The organism is Thiopseudomonas acetoxidans, from assembly GCF_030362935.1.
In the GTDB taxonomy this organism is placed as follows: domain Bacteria; phylum Pseudomonadota; class Gammaproteobacteria; order Pseudomonadales; family Pseudomonadaceae; genus Thiopseudomonas; species Thiopseudomonas acetoxidans.
On the sequence record NZ_JAUCDY010000001.1, the window covers coordinates 318807 to 336059 of the forward strand.

The following is a 17253-nucleotide window of genomic DNA, read 5'->3' on the forward strand; positions in this document are numbered from 1 at the left end:
TATGAGAAACAAAATTGTCAATTACTGCTAATGGCTGGCGCGAGGCGCTAAAGGCTTACGCAACACCGGCATCATTAGCTTTGTTATTGCTAGGTTTTGCTGCAGGACTACCGTACATGCTGGTGTTCTCTACACTGTCAGTATGGTTGCGTGAAGCGGGTGTTGCGCGCGAAACCATCGGCTTTGCAAGCTTGATTGGTTTGGCGTATGCATTTAAATGGGTTTGGTCTCCCTTGCTGGACCAGTGGCGGCTGCCGCTGTTGGGCTTTCTAGGGCGCCGCCGTTCTTGGCTGGTATTGTCGCAATTGTTGGTTGCTTTGGGCTTGGCAGGGATGGCGTTTAGTAACCCGCAAACGCATTTGGCAACCCTTATCGCGCTGGCGGTGTTAGTGGCTTTCGCTTCTGCCACGCAAGATATTTCTATCGACGCCTACCGCCTTGAAATTGCTGAAGATAAACAGCAAGCCGCTTTGGCTGCAAGCTACATGACGGGTTATCGAGTGGCGGCATTGCTAGCGACGGCAGGGGCGTTGTATTTTGCTGAATGGTTTGGCTCCAGCGGTTTGCAATACAGACATTCAGCCTGGGCCAGCACCTATTTGTTATTTGCTTTGTTAATGCTGCCGGGCTTGCTGACCACGCTGTGGATGCGCGAGCCTAAGGTTGAAATCGGCACAGATGGTACTAGAGCACAATATGCTTTGATGCATCAGCTGAGTTCGGTCATTGTTCTGATTGTATTGCTGGTTTCCGTGCCAGCCATGGCAACACAGTATTACAACACCAACTTTCAGTTGCTGATTTCGGGTCAGCAAAATCTAGCCGATTTGTTTTTTACCGACCGCGCTTTCTTGCGTGCACTGCTATATAGCATTATTACCGTGCTGTGCTTGTCACCTATAGGTCGACGTGGACTAACGCCAGTGTTAACGCCGGTAAATGATTTTATTGCGCGTTACCGTTGGCAGGCGTTGTTGCTGCTGGGTTTGGTTGCCACCTACCGCATGTCCGATACCGTGATGGGCGTGATGGCGAATGTTTTTTATATTGACCAAGGTTTTAGCAAGGATCAAATCGCTAGCGTGAGTAAGGTTTTTGGTTTGATTATGACCTTATTTGGGGCGGGTGCTGGCGGCGTATTGATTATGCGTTTTGGCATTATGCCGATACTTTTGCTCGGTGGAATTGCGTCTGCGGCAACCAATATAATGTTCGCCATGTTGACCGATATGGGCGCGCACATGCCGATGCTGATGGTGACGATTTCGTGCGATAATTTTAGTGCCGGTCTTGCCACTGCCGCTTTTGTTGCGTATCTGTCCAGTCTGACGAATTTAAAGTTTTCTGCCAGTCAGTACGCTTTACTGAGTTCCATTATGTTGTTGCTACCGCGTTTGATAGGTGGGTATTCTGGCGTAATGGTTGACAAGCTAGGTTACGAAAATTTCTTTTATTTAACCGCTTTGCTGGGTGTGCCAACGGTAATTTTGATTGTTTGGCAGTGGCGCTTAGACCGGCGTAAATAAGTATTTTTTGACTAAATAACGAGTTGCCAAAACTGTATGCGTATATTTGCTTGGATGTTTTTATTATTGCCGCTAGTGGAAATTTACCTACTGATCCAGGTTGGTTCAGAGGTGGGTGCGCTCACTCTGGTGCTGTGGATCGTGGCCACCGGAATATTGGGCGGTATGTGTATTCGATATGCTGGAGTGGCTACGGCTTGGGCTGTGCGAGAGCGTATGGCGCGCGGCGAGATTCCTGACACCGAAATGCTAACGGGTGTGCTGTGGGTGATTGCAGGTGTGTTGTTGATTATTCCTGGACTAGTGACGGATGCTGTTGGCTTTATCTTTTTGTTGCCGTTTACCAAACAGTGGTTAATTAAAGCCATGCACAAAAACTACCGCCCCCGCGAGTTTACTCGTCCATCTCACACCCCACGCAGCAAGCGCCCTGACCGTCCAACAGTCATCGAGGGTGAGTATCAGCGCCGCGATGATGAAACAAAATAAGTGTTCTCTCCCTTGAAAGCTTTTCAAGCGCCCCCATATAGCAAATACAGTAACTTCTCTGTGCATTTCGAGAAACGTAATGCTTAATTTTTTATGTCCTAGCTGCTTAAATTCAAGTAGCTAGCACTTTCTAAAGCTGCCAATGCTGAGCATTGGTTAATTTAATAATCCATTAGGAGAGATCTACAATGAAGCTTCGTCCTCTACATGATCGCGTGGTAATCCGCCGTAGTGAAGAAGAAACCAAAACCGCTGGCGGCATTGTACTGCCTGGTTCTGCTGCTGAAAAACCTAACCAAGGTGAAATCGTTGCTGTAGGCACGGGTCGCGTTTTGGATAACGGTGAAGTACGTGCTTTGGCTGTTAAAGTGGGTGATAAGGTGGTTTTTGGACCCTATTCCGGCAGCAACACCGTAAAAGTTGGCGGTGAAGATCTGCTCGTGATGAGTGAGAGTGAAATCCTCGCCGTGGTCGAAGGTTAATTTATCTTTTCAATGCATTAACGAAATAAATTTGAGGTAATTATTCATGGCTGCAAAAGAAGTAAAATTCGGTGATTCTGGCCGCAAAAAAATGCTCGCTGGTGTAAATGTACTGGCTGATGCGGTAAAAGCAACCTTAGGTCCAAAGGGCCGTCATGTTGTATTGGAGCGCAGCTATGGCGCACCAATGATCACTAAAGACGGTGTATCTGTTGCTAAAGAAATCGAACTTAAAGACCGTTTTGAAAACATGGGTGCACAGCTGGTTAAAGACGTCGCTTCTAAAGCGAACGATGAAGCCGGTGACGGTACCACTACCGCTACAGTATTAGCGCAAGCTATCGTTAACGAAGGCTTGAAAGCAGTAGCAGCGGGCATGAACCCTATGGATCTTAAGCGCGGTATCGACAAGGCTACCACTGCTATTGTTGCACAGCTTAAAGAGCTGGCTAAGCCATGTGCTGATTCTAAAGCTATTGCTCAGGTGGGTACTATTTCAGCTAACTCCGACAGCTCTATCGGCGACATCATTGCTGAAGCAATGGAAAAAGTCGGTAAAGAAGGCGTTATCACTGTTGAAGAAGGTTCCGGTTTAGAAAACGAGCTGACCGTAGTGGAAGGTATGCAGTTTGACCGCGGCTACCTGTCGCCTTATTTCATCAACAAGCCGGACACTATGGTGGCTGAACTAGAAGAGCCACTCCTGTTGTTGGTTGATAAGAAAATCACCAACATCCGTGAGCTGCTACCAGTACTGGAAGCGGTTGCTAAAGCAGGTCGTCCGCTGTTGATTGTTGCTGAAGACGTTGAAGGCGAAGCCTTAGCGACCTTGGTTGTAAACAACATGCGCGGCATTGTTAAAGTAGCTGCGGTTAAGGCACCGGGTTTCGGTGATCGCCGTAAATCCATGTTGCAAGATCTGGCTATTTTGACTGGCGGTACAGTCATTTCAGAGGAAGTAGGTCTGAGCTTAGACACCACTACTTTGGAGCACTTAGGTAACGCTAAGCGCGTGCTGATCAATAAAGACGAAACCACCATTATTGATGGTGCAGGTCAGGCAGCGGATATTGATGCACGTGTTGCACAAATCCGTAAGCAAATTGATGACACGACTTCTGACTACGACAAAGAAAAACTGCAAGAGCGTCTGGCTAAACTGGCGGGCGGTGTGGCAGTAATTAAAGTCGGTGCTGCAACTGAAGTTGAAATGAAAGAGAAGAAAGCTCGCGTTGAAGATGCCCTGCACGCAACCCGTGCTGCGGTTGAAGAAGGCGTGGTACCTGGTGGTGGTGTTGCACTGATTCGTGCGCTGTTGGCTATCTCTGAGCTGAAAGGCGACAACGAAGACCAGAACGTAGGTATTGCATTGTTACGTCGTGCGGTTGAATCGCCACTGCGTCAAATCGTTACCAACTCTGGTGAAGAAGCAAGCGTTGTGGTTGATAAGGTTAAGCAAGGCGAAGGTAACTACGGTTATAACGCTGCCAGTGGTGAATATGGCGACATGATCGCTATGGGTATCCTTGATCCAGCTAAAGTAACCCGATCTGCGCTGCAGGCGGCTGCATCTATTGCAGGCTTGATGATCACCACAGAAGCAATGATTGCCGAAGTGAAAGACGACTCTGCTGCACCTGCAATGCCTGATATGGGCGGCATGGGCGGTATGGGCGGCATGGGTATGATGTAATCACCCCCGCTACTTGAGTATAAAAACCGCGTCAGGTAACTGGCGCGGTTTTTTTATATACTGAATAAAACGGTTAAGACAGGGGCGTCATCGTTGAAAAAACCAACCAAAAGTAAAGAGCCGGCATCAAGACTCATGTGCATAGTGGGTTTGCTATTGGGAGTGGTGTTCACTGTGATCGGTTTTGTAGCGCTGTCCTATTATCCCGAAGATGACTGGTTACAGCTGCTGGGCGGGCTGGGGTTTTTGTTGTTTGGACTGGAATCCTTGCATGCCTGCTGGTACGGACGAAAGCCGTTGTTGGTACGCATGGGGCCTTTTCCTTAACGGCAACTTCAAGGTGGTGCTCATCTGCAAACAGCTGAAACAGTTGCTTTTTATTGGTGGTTGTCCATGTAGATCATGCCTTCAGGCTGGCATGTCGCCCTAAAGGGGCGACCTATAGGTGCAGCTAAGCTCGGCAGGGTTCTCATCGCGCATAAGATGCGCTCCCACAGTCCCACAGTCCCACAGTCCCGCAGTCCCACAGTAAAACAAAGCGGTTTGCACGCAGTCGGTCGCTTGGCACAGCTCTTGTAGGAGCTTACATTTTCCGACATTTTTCCAGCTGGCCAGATTTTTTCTACACCTTTAAATGCGAAGAGCCACTTAAATATTAAGTGATAATGTTTTTAGCTTCATGCTTACGGTGCTTAAGTGATGAGAGTAAAGCCCAACCAATGAAAGCGATACCAATAAGACCGGTCACTAATTCTGGCACATGGAATTTCATCGATAACAGCATAATAATAGCTAATGCACCAATCGCATAATGCGCACCGTGCTCAAGGTAGATAAATTCATCAAGCGTGCCTTTTTCCACCAAGAAAATGGTCATAGAACGCACGAACATAGCACCAATCGCTAGTCCTAGCATGATAATGATGACGTCATTAGTGATTGCAAATGCACCAATCACGCCATCAAAACTGAATGAAGCATCTAGCACTTCAAGATATAGGAAGCCAGCGATACCACCTTTCAAAATGGCACTTCCTGTTGCTGTGCCCGTGCCACTACTTTCAAGCATGCTCGATACGATTTGCACTCCTAAGTAGATTAAGACACCCCAAATGCCTGCAATCAATACCGCAGGAGCCTGTACATCAGGCACCCATGTTAGAGAGAACATTAAGATTGCGAGCGCCACAAATACACTCATAGTCTTTACTTGGCCGATTTTTACCAAGCGGCTTTCAAGCCAACTAAACCAACGCACTTCTTTTTCATCAAACAAGAAATTTAAGAACACTAGCAATAAGAACATACTACCGAAGGCTGAAATCTCAGCGTGATGCTCTAAAAGTTTTGCCGAGTATTCTTTTGGGTCATTTAATGCCAAGTTAACCACTTCCATCATGCCGAGGTCTGCGGTAACGGCAACAATAACAATTGGAAAGACTAAACGCATTCCAAATACAGCGATTAAGATACCAACGGTTAAGAAGATCATTTTCCAGAACTTGTCCCAGTTCTTGAGTACCGAGGCGTTAACCACTGCGTTATCAAACGATAGCGAGATTTCCATAACGGCCAAAATAGCGGTAATCGATAGCGCAGATATCATCCCGCCCATACCGCTGTGTGAATATCCCCACCACGCTGCCACCATTAGGGCGATAGCGGTTAAAATAAAATCCAAATAAAAATGTCTCATGGCTATCCTGTCTGATTACTCAAGGCTAATGTCGGTTCACCAAAGCATCTGAGCTGTGCGCGAAGTGGAGGGCTGCAATGGATCAGGTCAGCGGCATTGATTCAAAACAAACGAGCACAGAAACGCAATGCAACAGCACCCACGTTACAGTAGCACCGTAACGACAAGGAGGCATTAATTAGCCGCCTCTATGGTGGCAAAGGTTCACTAGAGGCCAAGTTTTGGCCTGATGCCTAGCACTTGATTAGGAAGGCAGCAAATGTAGCCCTGCTAATATGCGGGGCTTTTTTATGCCTGTTCGTTAGCCAAGCTGTTTGCCGGTTATGGGGTACACAAAATGCTTTGAACTGCACTTAACCGTTTCCGTGTCATGCTGTTGGTTGGTCTGCTTAAACTAAAAAAGATTTAGTACCCATTTAGTGCCCAGGCTCCAGAAATGAAAAAGGCCACCTTTGAAAAGTGGCCTAAGTCAATGATTTTATTGGTCGGGACGGAGTGATTCGAACACTCGACCCCTTGCACCCCATGCAAGTGCGCTACCGGGCTGCGCTACGCCCCGACGTGTTTTGAGCCTTGGCCCGAAACGCTGCAGACTATACCTTAAGTCTATGAAAAGTGGAAGGTTGTTTGAGATAAAACTTATTTTTTAACCCACTTGCCATTTATAAGAATAAAACTACCCGGCTCTGCTTTTTCGTAAAGCCGCTGTCCAGCGCGCATTTCGACTTCGCTCAGAGGCAAGCTGCTTTCTTTGGACACTTCTTGATAGCGTTTTTTGCGGAAGTTGTTAATGCGTTCCACGATGATTGCAGCGTCGCCTTGGTTTTTGATGATGCCAAGGTAGCCATCCTGGCGCTCACCGATAAGGCCACTTTGTTTGGCTTCGGCGTATTTTTGGCGCAGGGTGTCTCTATCCATAGCGAAAACACTGCTATTGAAAAGAACGCTTGCTAGTAATGCAGAAAAAAGTATGCGGCGAATAGACATGCAAGGCTCCTTAGAATAGATCGTCGTTTTCGTCGAACAGATCATCTAGTGCTTTGTCGACTTTAATGTAAATTTGATGCTCAATCTTGGCGTTTAGATTGATATTGATGGGTTCGTTTGGCATAGCCACTTTTACTGTGGGTGTACAGGCCATCATTAGGCTGGCTAGCATTGCTATGAGAAGTATGCGTATTTTCATCATTAGTACCTAGTTTACTTTTTTTCTGCTCGCTGGCGAATGCGTTTAATAATTAAGTCACTGACATGGTTATTTAGCTGAATACTGGCTAAAAGGGCGTACAGGTTTTGCTCTAAGTTGAAATTAAAATGGATGGGGCGACCGTTTTCAAACTGTGGATTACTGCCTTCAAGGCGTATATGTAAAATTAGCTTACCATCTTTATCAAAGTTTAGATCGCTTTTTAAGACTTGGAAGTGGAAGTCATCCAGCGCCTGATTCAGCAGGTCGAGTGCGGGATTGTTCTTTGCCATCGACTGTAATTCTGCTGAGCGAAACCTGAGTGTGCCTGGGTTGCGCGCCTCTAGCTTGCCTTTATCTATACGCACGCCATTAAGGTTTACAATAAGTGGGATTTGCCCATCGATGGTACCGTTACCCGCCAATCCGTCAGTGGGATAGACCTTCATAAGCTGCTGGAGTTCTAAGCCTTGGATATCGATCAGTACCGGGCTGTCTTGGTTGAGCTGGATACTGTGTTGGTCAGCGTAAAGATTGCCATTGAGCAGTTGCGCGAAAATACTCTGCCAAGCAAGTGTGCCGCTAGCTGGATCGTTGAAGTTGGCATTAAAACTGGCGCTATTAATGTTGATGTTGCTTAGCGGGACGCCGGGGTTGATTTGCTTGATTGAAAATACCGGCAGCTGCACGCTTAGTTTGTCGCCGTTAAGTTTGGCGTTTAATTCAACGTTTACATCGGTTAGTTCGCTGCTGTTATAGATGCCATTAAGATGCTCAGCAGTGCTAGAGAACGTGGCGGTTAAGGGAGCATTGCTGCGGTAGTTTAGCTTTAGTTGGTAGCTGGTTTTGCCGCGCTGTAAATCCAAGAGCTCTGGCCAGTCGCGTAACGTTTTTTGAATAGGGTTGTGCTCGGCAAAATTAATTTCTTGTAGCTGGCTGTGCAGGTTAAATTTGTCGAGGTTGCCTTGCAGCTGATTATCCAGCTTAAAACCATGCTCAGAGTGCAGCTGTGCGTTCGCTTTAAACTGCTCTAAGGTGCCGGTTAGGTTGGCGTCGAGCATCCAGTTCTGCGGTTTTAATGCATTGCTTTTTAGGCTGTTTAGTTCTGCATCCAAACGGGCGTTTAGCGTTAATTGCGACAGCGTGCTGTGCGCGCCCTGGATGTCGAAGCGTTGCAGTTTGGTGCTAAAGCTTTTGCTGCTTAAATCATTGATGAGTCGGTTTTTTTGGCTGGTGATGGTCGCTGGCTGCCGTAGCCACAGGTGCATATCTTTCTCATTTACCTCTGCTTGCAGAATCAGTCCGCCAGCAAGCTGTTCCAGCAGCGTGCTGTCATGTTGGTAGCTGTCCATGACAAAACTGAGCCCAGTATTGTTGAGCGTGGCGTTCCAGCTAGCCCAATCTGCTGCGTGCTCAAGTGAGCTTTCAGCGCTGAGTTTTAGGGTCAGTCCTTTGATTTTATGACCCGCATAAGCGGCAGAGATATTGTCGGCGCTGGCTAAAAGCTGGCCTGTTGCGCGTTGATTGGCGTAGTGAAAATCCAGTTTAGTGTGGTAGCGACCTTGACTGATTTGGTAGTTTTTGGGCCATGCGGTCAGAGTTTTCGCCAGTGGATTGTTGCGCTGCAAATTAAGACTGGCTAGCTCAAGACTGGCGTTTAGTTGTTGCTGGTGCCAGGTGGTTTGGCTGGTGAACTTAATCCCATGACTGCCGTTTAATTGCATGTGCGCGCTTAGTTCGTCCAGGGTGCCGCTGATGAGCCCTTCTAGTTGCCAGTCCTGTGGGTGTAACTCAGGGTGTTGTAGCTGTTTGATGCTGGCTTGGATGGGGACATGCAGTTGCAGTTGGGCAAGAGTATCTTGCTGTGCGACTAGGCTGGCTTGTTCGATGCGCGCTGTGATGTGTTGCGCTTGGAATTCATTGAAGTGCCAGTTAGGTAGGCTGAGCTGCAGCTCCCCCTGTTCCAGTTGCCCACGCCATTGCTCGCCACTGGTGTCGAGTGTCAGTGTGCCATTCAAACGCGCCTGTGCTGTGCCTTCACTGTGCAGCTCAACCGCGAGTACTTGGATAGCGCTGTTTTCGTTGCTGTTTGCCAAGCTTTGGGTGCGCAACGTGATGCGTTCAGGCTGATAGAGAGGGTCGATACTCTCAAGCCAGTCACCTTGCAGCTGCTCGATACTGAGATTGGCGTCGAGTTGGTCAGGTTGCCACAGTTTTTGGCTGTGGTTGGCGGTTAGGTTGAGTTGACCGGTTAGCACGCCAAGATTGCTGATGCTGAGGTCGATGTGTTCAATATGTAGATTTTTAGGCAGCAGGCTTAGGTAAGGGGTTAGCTCGGGGGTGTTGTCGGGTTGCGGACTGTCCTGTTCGCTAAAGCTGTCTGGGTTAATTAAGCCGCTGAGCTTGTATGCGCTAACCAGCTCAAGGCTGGGTGTGAGCCAATTCCAGCTAAGTTGTAGTTGCTCGATTTCAATATGCTGCTCTTGGTAGTACGCAACGGCACGTGCGGCGCTAAAACCACTAAGCTGCCAGCGAGGTTGCTCAAAGTGCAGCTGGATATCTTGTTTGGCCAGCAGATATGGCAGGCTGTAGGGCAGGGTGAAGATGGCAAGACAAATAATTAAAACAAACGCCAGCACGCCGCCAAGCAACCATTTTGCCCAGCGGACGTGGTGGGTGTATTTTTTAAGTGCAGAAAAAAATAACATACTCAAATGCCCGAGTGAGTGTGCCTAGAGTATAAGGGATTTAGTCGAGTAACCCCTGGATAACTTCTGTTGCAGCGTAAATTTTTGGGCTATACCGCTTCAATCGACAGCTTTGTGATGTCGCTAGCGCCTAAAAGTTTAGCGCCAATACGAGGTTGCTTCAGCTTGGCTTAAGCCTAAACTGTTAAATTCCCCAGCACATAGTGGTGTGCAAAAGATTGGATGAGAACGAGAGCCTGATGATTAAATACAGTATAAATCTGCTAACCCTGCTTTTAAGTATGTGGCTGGTTACGGCGAGTGCATCTTCCAAGCTGGATCATGATGAGGCGTTAAGGCTGAGTCAGTCAGGGCAAATTTTAAGCTTTCAAACGCTGCTTAATGATGCTGATAAACGCTATCCGCAGTCGCATTTACTCGAAGTTAAACTCAAACAAAAGCACGGTCGTTTTGTTTATAAAGTAGAGTTGTTAACTCCAGCTAAAGAGGTGCGCAAGCTTAGATATGATGCGCAGAGTGGCGAGTTGTTGAAAGATGAAGAGGATGATTAATGCGCTTGCTCTTGGTGGAAGATAATGTGGCTTTGGCGGATGATTTGTGTGCCGGGCTTAAGCAGCTGGGCTACGCAGTAGACTGGTTGGTTGATGGGCGTGATGCAGCGGTGCAAGGAGCGGTTGAGCCTTATGATTTGATTATCTTGGATTTGGGCTTGCCGGGTAAATCAGGCATGGAAGTGTTGCAAGAATGGCGGGCTAATCAGATTACTACGCCGGTATTAATTCTAACGGCGCGTAGCTCATGGAGTGAGCGCGTGGATGGCTTAAAGGCGGGAGCCGATGATTATTTAACCAAGCCTTTCCATCAGGAAGAACTGTTTTTACGTGTTCAAGCCTTGTTGCGACGCAGTCATGGTTTTTCCAACCAGACTAAAATCCAAGTGGCAGATTTGCAGCTTGATGAGGAGCGTCAAGTAGCAGTGCAGCAAGGAAAGGAAATAATCCTTACGGCAGCTGAGTTTAGTTTGCTGCGTTATTTTATGTTGCATGCCGGCAAGTTGCTGTCGAAAGGGCATTTAGAAGAGCATCTTTATGCCGGTGAATTGGAGCCGGATTCCAATGTGTTGGAGGTGCATGTCAGTCATCTACGGCGCAAACTGGGAAAAAGCTGTATTGAAACGCGCCGTGGGCAGGGCTATCTCTTTACGGGAGCCCCTGAATGAGGCGTTCAATCAGCCGCCAGTTGACGCTAGGTTTGACCGCTATTTTGTTGCTAGCGGGGTTGCTGGTGGTGCAGACAAGCTTTTGGTTGCTTGAGCATGGCGTGCGTAATTACAGCCAGCAACGGCTACAGGTGCAGTCGCGAAACCTGCTGGCCTCACTTATCAGAGATGAGGACGATCAATTAATAGTCAATGAACGGCATCATGATGCGGTTTTTTTACAGCCTTTTTCGGGACATTATTTTGTTATCGAACTCGAAGGCACACGCTGGCGCTCGCGCTCGTTATGGGATTTTCAGTTATTACCTTTGCCGCAGGAGTCATTTGCCCAAGGGCTTATACCCGGCCCATTGGGGCAGCAGCTTTTACTGTATACCGGTGAGTATCGCTACGCCGATAGCAAAATTAGAGTCACGGTTGCGCAGGATTACAGCCCGATTTTAGCCAGCTTTCGACGGGCGCAACTGATAGGGGTCGCATTGGGTTTTGTGGTGCTGCTGATGGTGTTGTTGGGGCAGCGTTGGCTAGTTAGAAAAGCGCTTAAGCCGCTGGAAAATGCGCGCCAACAATTATTGCAGTTGCAGTCAGGTCAGCGAGCACGACTTGAGCAGCAGGTGCCAGAAGAAATCCAGCCATTGGTTGAGCAGGTTAACCGCCTATTAGTACATACGGAAAAAAGGCTGAAACGCTCACGCAATGCAGTGGGCAATTTGGGGCATGCATTGAAAACGCCTTTGGCAGTGCTGACCAGTCTGTTAGCTCGACCTGAGTTACAGGCATATCCGGAATTATTAGCTAGCTTGACCGAGCATTTACAACAAATTGAGCAGCGCATTAGTCGTGAAATGGCGCGCGCACGCCTGTCAGGTGAGGCTTTGCCCGGTGCTTATTTCGACTGTGAGCAGGAGTTGCCCAGTCTTATCCAGCTTATGAGTACGATACATGGCGAGCGACTGCAGTTTTCTTGGCAAGCTCCGGCTCAGCTCAAGCTGCCCTGGGAGCGGGATGATATGTTGGAAATGCTAGGTAATGTGCTGGATAACGCCGGCAAATGGGCGCGCAGTAAAGTGCAGCTGCAGATCACCCAGCAAGGACCGTACATTGTAATTCACGTGGATGATGATGGCCCCGGCATCGAGCTGCAACGGCGTGAACAGGTGCAACAGCGCGGGACGCGTTTAGATGAACAGGTGCAGGGACATGGGCTTGGCTTGGGAATTGTGCGTGATATTGTTGATGCGCTAGCCGGCACACTAACGTTGAATGAAAGCTCACTGGGTGGGTTGCGTGTCACTCTGTGTTTGCGTTTGCCCTGAGCTTTGCGCGCTAAACAAGCACGATTAACGCTTTATTAGACCAACCTGATTATAGACAAAAGCACTTTGATAGCTCTATATGTTAGAATTAGCCACTTTATCTGCCTAAGTTCAAATATTTTTTTTGGGGGAGGTTGTTCTAAAAGTCTGTAAATAGGAGAATTAGCCGCTTTACTGACTTTTAGCGACGGTGCATGGCTTTTATTGCTTTAGGAATCAACCATAAAACGGCCTCAGTAGCAGTGCGTGAGCGTGTTGCTTTTAGTCCAGATCGTTTAACCGATGCTTTACGCGAATTGTGCCGTGAGGCAGGCGCACGCGAGGCTGCCATTCTATCAACCTGTAACCGCAGTGAGCTCTATCTTGAAATGGAGCCCAGCCAAGAACGCGCGGTGATTGAGTGGCTGGCTAACTACCATGGTTTGCAGGCAGAAGAATTACACAGTTGCGCGTATACCCATACGCATGAACAAGCTGTGCGGCATATGATGCGCGTTGCCTGTGGTCTGGATTCGCTGGTGTTGGGTGAGCCGCAAATTTTGGGGCAGATAAAGTCCTCCTATGCGGTGGCGCGTGAAGCCGGCACCTTAGGTCCTTTGTTGGGACGTTTATTCCAAGCTACTTTCAGTACCGCTAAAACAGTGCGCACAGACACAGCAATTGGTGAAAACCCTGTCTCTGTAGCCTTTGCTGCGGTGAGTTTAGCTAAACAGATATTTAGTGATTTAAGCCAAAGCCAAGCGCTGCTTATTGGTGCGGGCGAAACCATTACGCTGGTGGCGCGACACCTGCATGAGCAGGGTTTGAAAAATATAGTAGTGGCTAACCGTACGCTGGAGCGTGCCGCGCTGTTGACAGAAGAGTTCGGTGCCAAGGCAGTGTTGCTGTCAGAAATCCCTGATGCCTTGATTCATAGCGATATTGTGATTAGCTCTACGGCGAGTCAATTGCCTATTTTAGGCAAGGGTGCGGTTGAGCGTGCGTTAAAGCTGCGCAAACACAAACCTATATTTATGGTGGATATCGCCGTACCGCGCGATATTGAGTCGCAAGTAGGCGAGTTGGATGATGTCTATCTGTACACGGTAGATGACTTGCATGAAGTGGTCTCTGAAAACCTGAAAAGCCGTCAAGGTGCAGCCAAAGCAGCCGAAGATTTGGTGGTGCAGGGTACTTCAGACTTTATGCAGCGTTTGCGTGAGCTGGAAGCCGTTGATGTGTTGCGTTCATACCGTCAGCAGGGCGAGCAATTACGCGATGAAGAATTACAAAAAGCCCTGCGCTCACTCGCCAATGGCACGAATGCCGAAGATGCGTTGACCCAATTGGCGCGGGGATTAACTAACAAATTACTGCATACGCCAAGTGTGCAGTTAAAGCGTTTATCTGCGGATGGCCGTCACGAAGCCCTCGCTGTGGCGCAAGAATTATTTGGCTTAAATTCAGGTGAAACTAATTAATGAAAGCCTCCTTATTAAATCGTTTAGATGCCTTAGTTGACCGTTACGAAGAACTCACCGCATTGCTAGGCGATGCGCAGGTGATTAGCGACCAAAATCAGTTCCGCGCGTATTCCAAAGAATATGCCGAAGTGGAACCTGTGGTGCAGGCCTATCAAAGCTGGAATAAACTAAAAAACGATCTGGCTGAAGCACAAACGTTGCTTAAAGACAGCGATCCTGATGTGCGGGAAATGGCTGTTGAAGAAGTTGCTGAGTGCAAAACTGCCATCGAAAAGCTGGAAGCTGACCTGCAAGTATTGCTGTTACCTAAAGACCCTAACGACAGTCGTAACGTGTTTCTAGAGGTACGTGCTGGAACGGGCGGTGATGAGGCGGCTATTTTTTCGGGCGACTTGTTTCGTATGTACTGCCGTTATGCGGAACGCCAAGGCTGGCGCGTGGAAGTGCTATCCGCGCATGAGGGCGAGCACGGCGGTTTTAAGGAAGTTATTGCCCGGGTTGAGGGCGACAATGTTTACGGTCGTTTAAAATTTGAGTCCGGCGCACACCGTGTACAGCGTGTGCCAGAAACAGAATCCCAAGGACGCGTACATACATCAGCCTGTACCGTGGCTGTGTTAGCCGAGCCGGATGAGCAAGCAGCGATTGAAATTAACCCTGCAGATTTACGCGTGGATACCTATCGTGCCTCGGGCGCGGGTGGGCAGCACGTAAACAAAACGGATTCTGCCGTGCGTATTACGCATATTCCAACGGGATTTGTAGTGGAATGCCAAGAAGAGCGCTCGCAGCACAAAAACCGTGCCCGCGCTATGGGTTGGTTAGCAGCACGCTTACAAGATCAGCAAACCTCAGCTGCGCAAAAAGAAATGACCGATGCTCGACGTTCGTTGGTGGGTAGTGGTGATCGTTCTGAACGTATTCGCACCTACAACTATCCGCAGGGGCGCGTGACCGATCACCGTATTAATCTGACGCTCTATTCGCTGGACAGTGTTATTCAGGGAGAGCTGGAACACATTATTGATCCCTTGTTGATGGAGTACCAGGCCGATCAGCTGGCTGCTCTGGATGAGTAAAAACTATGGTCACTATTGCGTGTCTACTGCAACGCGCTCAGCAATTAAGTTCTCCCAGCGCCAAACTGGATGTGGAGTTGCTGCTGGCGCATGTACTCAAAAAACCGCGCAGTTATCTCTACACCTGGCCCGGTAAAGAGCTGGCTGGCGACCAACAAGCCGAATTTGAACAGCTGTTAGCGCGTCGCCATGCCGGTGAGCCCGTTGCCTATTTGCTTGGGCAGCAGGGTTTCTGGACGCTTGATTTGCAGGTCAGTCCGCATACATTAATTCCCCGACCAGAAACCGAATTACTGGTCGAAACCGCGCTGTCTTTAGCGCAAGACAAACTGCCGGTGCGTGTTTTGGATTTGGGTACGGGAACTGGAGCTATTGCTTTGGCGTTAGCTAGTGAGCGACCGCAATGGCAGGTAACCGGAGTGGATTGCGTTGAGCAAGCGGTGCAATTGGCACAGCACAATGGCTTAAGTTGCCAGCAACCACAGGTACGTTTCCTGCAAAGCGATTGGTTTTCTGCGCTGAGCGATGAGTATTTTGAGCTCATTATCAGCAACCCACCGTACATTTCCCTAGATGACCCGCATTTGCAGCAAGGTGATGTGCGCTTTGAACCCTCCAGTGCTTTGGTTTCGGGCACGGATGGTTTAGATGCTATTCGCCATATAGTGCGCCAAGCTGGACGTCACCTAGCTGAGCAAGGCTGGCTGCTGTTTGAACATGGTTATCAGCAAAGCACTGCGGTACGTGAATTGCTGGCGCAAGCGGGTTTTGTCAAAGTGCGCAGTGAGTGTGATTTATCAGGGCATGAGCGCGTGACCTTAGGGCAGTGGAGTAAGCGTGAGGCGATTGCATGCTAACCGATGCTGAGCTGTTGCGTTACAGTCGACAAATTTTGCTGGCAGATGTCGATATTGCCGGACAACTTAAGCTTAAACACAGCAAGGTGCTGATTGTTGGGCTGGGTGGGCTTGGCTCGCCCGTGGCTATGTATCTGGCAGCGGCGGGTGTTGGTGAGTTGCATTTGGCTGATTTTGATGTGGTCGACAGTACCAATTTGCAGCGCCAAGTCGTGCATACCACAGCCAGCGAAGGACAATTGAAAGTTGCTTCTGCCCAAGCGCGCCTACAAGCGCTTAATCCTTTTATTCAAGTACATACACACAGTGAGCGTTTAGCAGCAACGAATCTTGAGCAGCTGGTGCAAGGCATGCATGTGGTCTTGGACTGTACGGATAACTTTCGTATTCGCGATGAACTCAATGCCGCATGTTTTGCACAGCAAGTGGCTTGGGTGAGTGGCGCAGCGATTCGTTTATCCGGACAGTTGACAGCTTTTGATCCACGCTCGGCAGACAGTCCTTGTTACCGTTGCTTGTTTGCAGACACTGAAGAGGAAAATTTAGGCTGCAATGAGGCTGGTGTGCTGGGCCCGCTGGTGGGCGTGATTGGTAGCCTGCAAGCAGCAGAAGCCGTTAAGATGCTGGTTGGTTTTGGTCGCTCTTTAGTAGGGCGTTTATTACTGATTGATATCGCCGACAGCCGGTTTCGTGAGCTCAGGCTAAGCCGCGATCCAGACTGCTCTGTGTGTGGTAAACAGCGATGAATCCACAAGCACCTATTGGTGTGTTTGATTCTGGTTTGGGTGGCTTATCAGTATTGGCGGAAATTCGCCAAGTTCTGCCGCTGGAGCAACTAATTTATGTTGCCGACAGTGCCTATGTTCCTTATGGCGATAAAAGCACTGAAGAAATAATTGAGCGCAGCATAGTTATTAGTGAGTTTTTGTTGGATCAAGGCGTAAAAGCGCTGGTGGTGGCTTGTAATACTGCAACAGCAGCGGCTATTCATGTGTTGCGTGAACGTTGGCCAAATTTGATTTGTGTCGGTATGGAGCCGGCGGTGAAGCCAGCCGCACGCGTGTCAAAAACAGGAAAAGTGGGGGTGTTAGCCACCACGGGGACGCTTCGTAGCGCAAAATTTGCAGCTTTGTTAGATCAGTTTTCAGCGCAGGTAGAGGTACATACCCAGCCGTGCCCGGGGTTGGTTGAATTGATTGAGGCTGGCGAATTAAACGGCTCACTAACGCGCGAATTGCTGGCCAGTTACGTTGAGCCACTGCTGCAAGCGCAGTGCGATACGTTAATTTTGGGCTGTACGCATTATCCGTTTATCAAGCCCTTATTGCGTACTCTGTTGCCTGCACAGATTATGATTATTGATACAGGTGCTGCTGTCGCGCGGCGTTTACAGCAGCAGTTAACAACGCACGAGCTTTTAGCAAAAAGCAATGTACAGGCTGACCAGTTTTATACCAGCGGCAATATCGAAGCCATGCAGCAAGCCATGTCCGCGCTATGGCCGCACAAGGTACTGGTGACGCAGCTGTTACGCTAAAC

Annotated in this window: 17 protein-coding genes and 1 tRNA gene; 13 read left to right on the forward strand and 5 right to left on the reverse strand. The window is 48.8% G+C overall.

Annotated features, from left to right (window positions below; genetic code table 11):
• Positions 1-20 precede the first annotated feature (20 nt).
• The 5 genes from QEZ41_RS01590 (at position 21) to QEZ41_RS01610 (ending at position 4517) form a co-directional block, all read left to right on the forward strand.
• Complete coding sequence (locus QEZ41_RS01590) at positions 21-1526, forward strand: AmpG family muropeptide MFS transporter (protein ID WP_289409713.1); 1506 nt, start codon at positions 21-23, stop codon at positions 1524-1526.
• Positions 1527-1562: 36 nt separating this feature from the next.
• Entirely contained in the window at positions 1563-2015 is a 453-nt protein-coding gene (locus QEZ41_RS01595; protein WP_289409603.1) for an FxsA family protein, read from the forward strand.
• A gap of 188 nt (positions 2016-2203) precedes the next feature.
• Entirely contained in the window at positions 2204-2497 is a 294-nt protein-coding gene (locus QEZ41_RS01600; RefSeq protein WP_289409604.1) for a co-chaperone GroES, read from the forward strand.
• A gap of 46 nt (positions 2498-2543) precedes the next feature.
• A complete protein-coding gene (groL, locus tag QEZ41_RS01605; RefSeq protein WP_289409605.1) occupies positions 2544-4190 on the forward strand; it encodes a chaperonin GroEL in 1647 nt (548 codons plus the stop codon).
• Positions 4191-4283: 93 nt separating this feature from the next.
• Positions 4284-4517 (forward strand): hypothetical protein, encoded by a 234-nt coding sequence (locus QEZ41_RS01610; protein ID WP_289409606.1) that lies wholly within the window; start codon positions 4284-4286, stop codon positions 4515-4517.
• A 328-nt stretch (positions 4518-4845) separates the two neighbouring features.
• Here QEZ41_RS01610 and QEZ41_RS01615 read toward each other — a convergent pair whose 3' ends face one another.
• The 5 genes from QEZ41_RS01615 to QEZ41_RS01635 all read right to left on the reverse strand — a co-directional run bounded on the left by QEZ41_RS01615 (position 4846) and on the right by QEZ41_RS01635 (position 9780).
• Positions 4846-5886 carry a DUF475 domain-containing protein gene (locus QEZ41_RS01615; RefSeq protein ID WP_289409607.1) on the reverse strand — a complete coding sequence of 347 codons (1041 nt, stop codon included), beginning with the start codon at positions 5884-5886 and terminating at the stop codon, positions 4846-4848.
• 482 nt (positions 5887-6368) lie between these two features.
• A tRNA-Pro gene (locus QEZ41_RS01620) sits at positions 6369-6445 on the reverse strand.
• Between the two features lie 80 nt (positions 6446-6525).
• Positions 6526-6873 (reverse strand): YdbL family probable chaperone protein, encoded by a 348-nt coding sequence (locus QEZ41_RS01625; protein ID WP_289409608.1) that lies wholly within the window; start codon positions 6871-6873, stop codon positions 6526-6528.
• Positions 6874-6883: 10 nt separating this feature from the next.
• Positions 6884-7075: a YnbE family lipoprotein gene (locus QEZ41_RS01630; RefSeq protein ID WP_289409609.1), complete on the reverse strand. Its 192-nt coding sequence runs from the start codon at positions 7073-7075 to the stop codon at positions 6884-6886.
• Positions 7076-7086: 11 nt separating this feature from the next.
• Positions 7087-9780, reverse strand: coding sequence for an intermembrane phospholipid transport YdbH family protein (locus QEZ41_RS01635; RefSeq protein ID WP_289409610.1), 2694 nt, complete (start codon positions 9778-9780; stop codon positions 7087-7089).
• 239 nt (positions 9781-10019) lie between these two features.
• Between QEZ41_RS01635 and QEZ41_RS01640 the strand changes: the two genes are divergently transcribed.
• The 8 genes from QEZ41_RS01640 (at position 10020) to murI (ending at position 17251) form a co-directional block, all read left to right on the forward strand.
• Positions 10020-10331: a PepSY domain-containing protein gene (locus tag QEZ41_RS01640; RefSeq protein WP_289409611.1), complete on the forward strand. Its 312-nt coding sequence runs from the start codon at positions 10020-10022 to the stop codon at positions 10329-10331.
• Positions 10331-10999: a response regulator transcription factor gene (locus QEZ41_RS01645; RefSeq protein ID WP_289409612.1), complete on the forward strand. Its 669-nt coding sequence runs from the start codon at positions 10331-10333 to the stop codon at positions 10997-10999. Before QEZ41_RS01640 ends, QEZ41_RS01645 begins: the two co-directional genes overlap by 1 nt.
• Entirely contained in the window at positions 10996-12315 is a 1320-nt protein-coding gene (locus QEZ41_RS01650; RefSeq protein ID WP_289409613.1) for an ATP-binding protein, read from the forward strand. Before QEZ41_RS01645 ends, QEZ41_RS01650 begins: the two co-directional genes overlap by 4 nt.
• 194 nt (positions 12316-12509) lie before the next feature.
• Positions 12510-13775 (forward strand): glutamyl-tRNA reductase, encoded by a 1266-nt coding sequence (gene hemA / locus QEZ41_RS01655; RefSeq protein WP_289409614.1) that lies wholly within the window; start codon positions 12510-12512, stop codon positions 13773-13775.
• Positions 13775-14857, forward strand: a complete 1083-nt coding sequence (gene prfA, locus QEZ41_RS01660) for a peptide chain release factor 1 (protein ID WP_289409615.1) — start codon at positions 13775-13777, stop codon at positions 14855-14857. Before hemA ends, prfA begins: the two co-directional genes overlap by 1 nt.
• 5 nt (positions 14858-14862) lie before the next feature.
• Complete coding sequence (gene prmC / locus QEZ41_RS01665) at positions 14863-15714, forward strand: peptide chain release factor N(5)-glutamine methyltransferase (protein WP_289409616.1); 852 nt, start codon at positions 14863-14865, stop codon at positions 15712-15714.
• The gene (locus tag QEZ41_RS01670; protein WP_289409617.1) at positions 15708-16460 is read left to right on the forward strand and encodes a HesA/MoeB/ThiF family protein; all 753 of its coding nucleotides are present in this window, start codon (positions 15708-15710) and stop codon (positions 16458-16460) included. The genes prmC and QEZ41_RS01670 overlap by 7 nt, the downstream gene beginning before the upstream one ends.
• On the forward strand, positions 16457-17251 hold the full coding sequence (gene murI, locus QEZ41_RS01675) for a glutamate racemase (protein WP_289409618.1): 795 nt from the start codon (positions 16457-16459) through the stop codon (positions 17249-17251). Before QEZ41_RS01670 ends, murI begins: the two co-directional genes overlap by 4 nt.
• Positions 17252-17253: the final 2 nt, after the last annotated feature.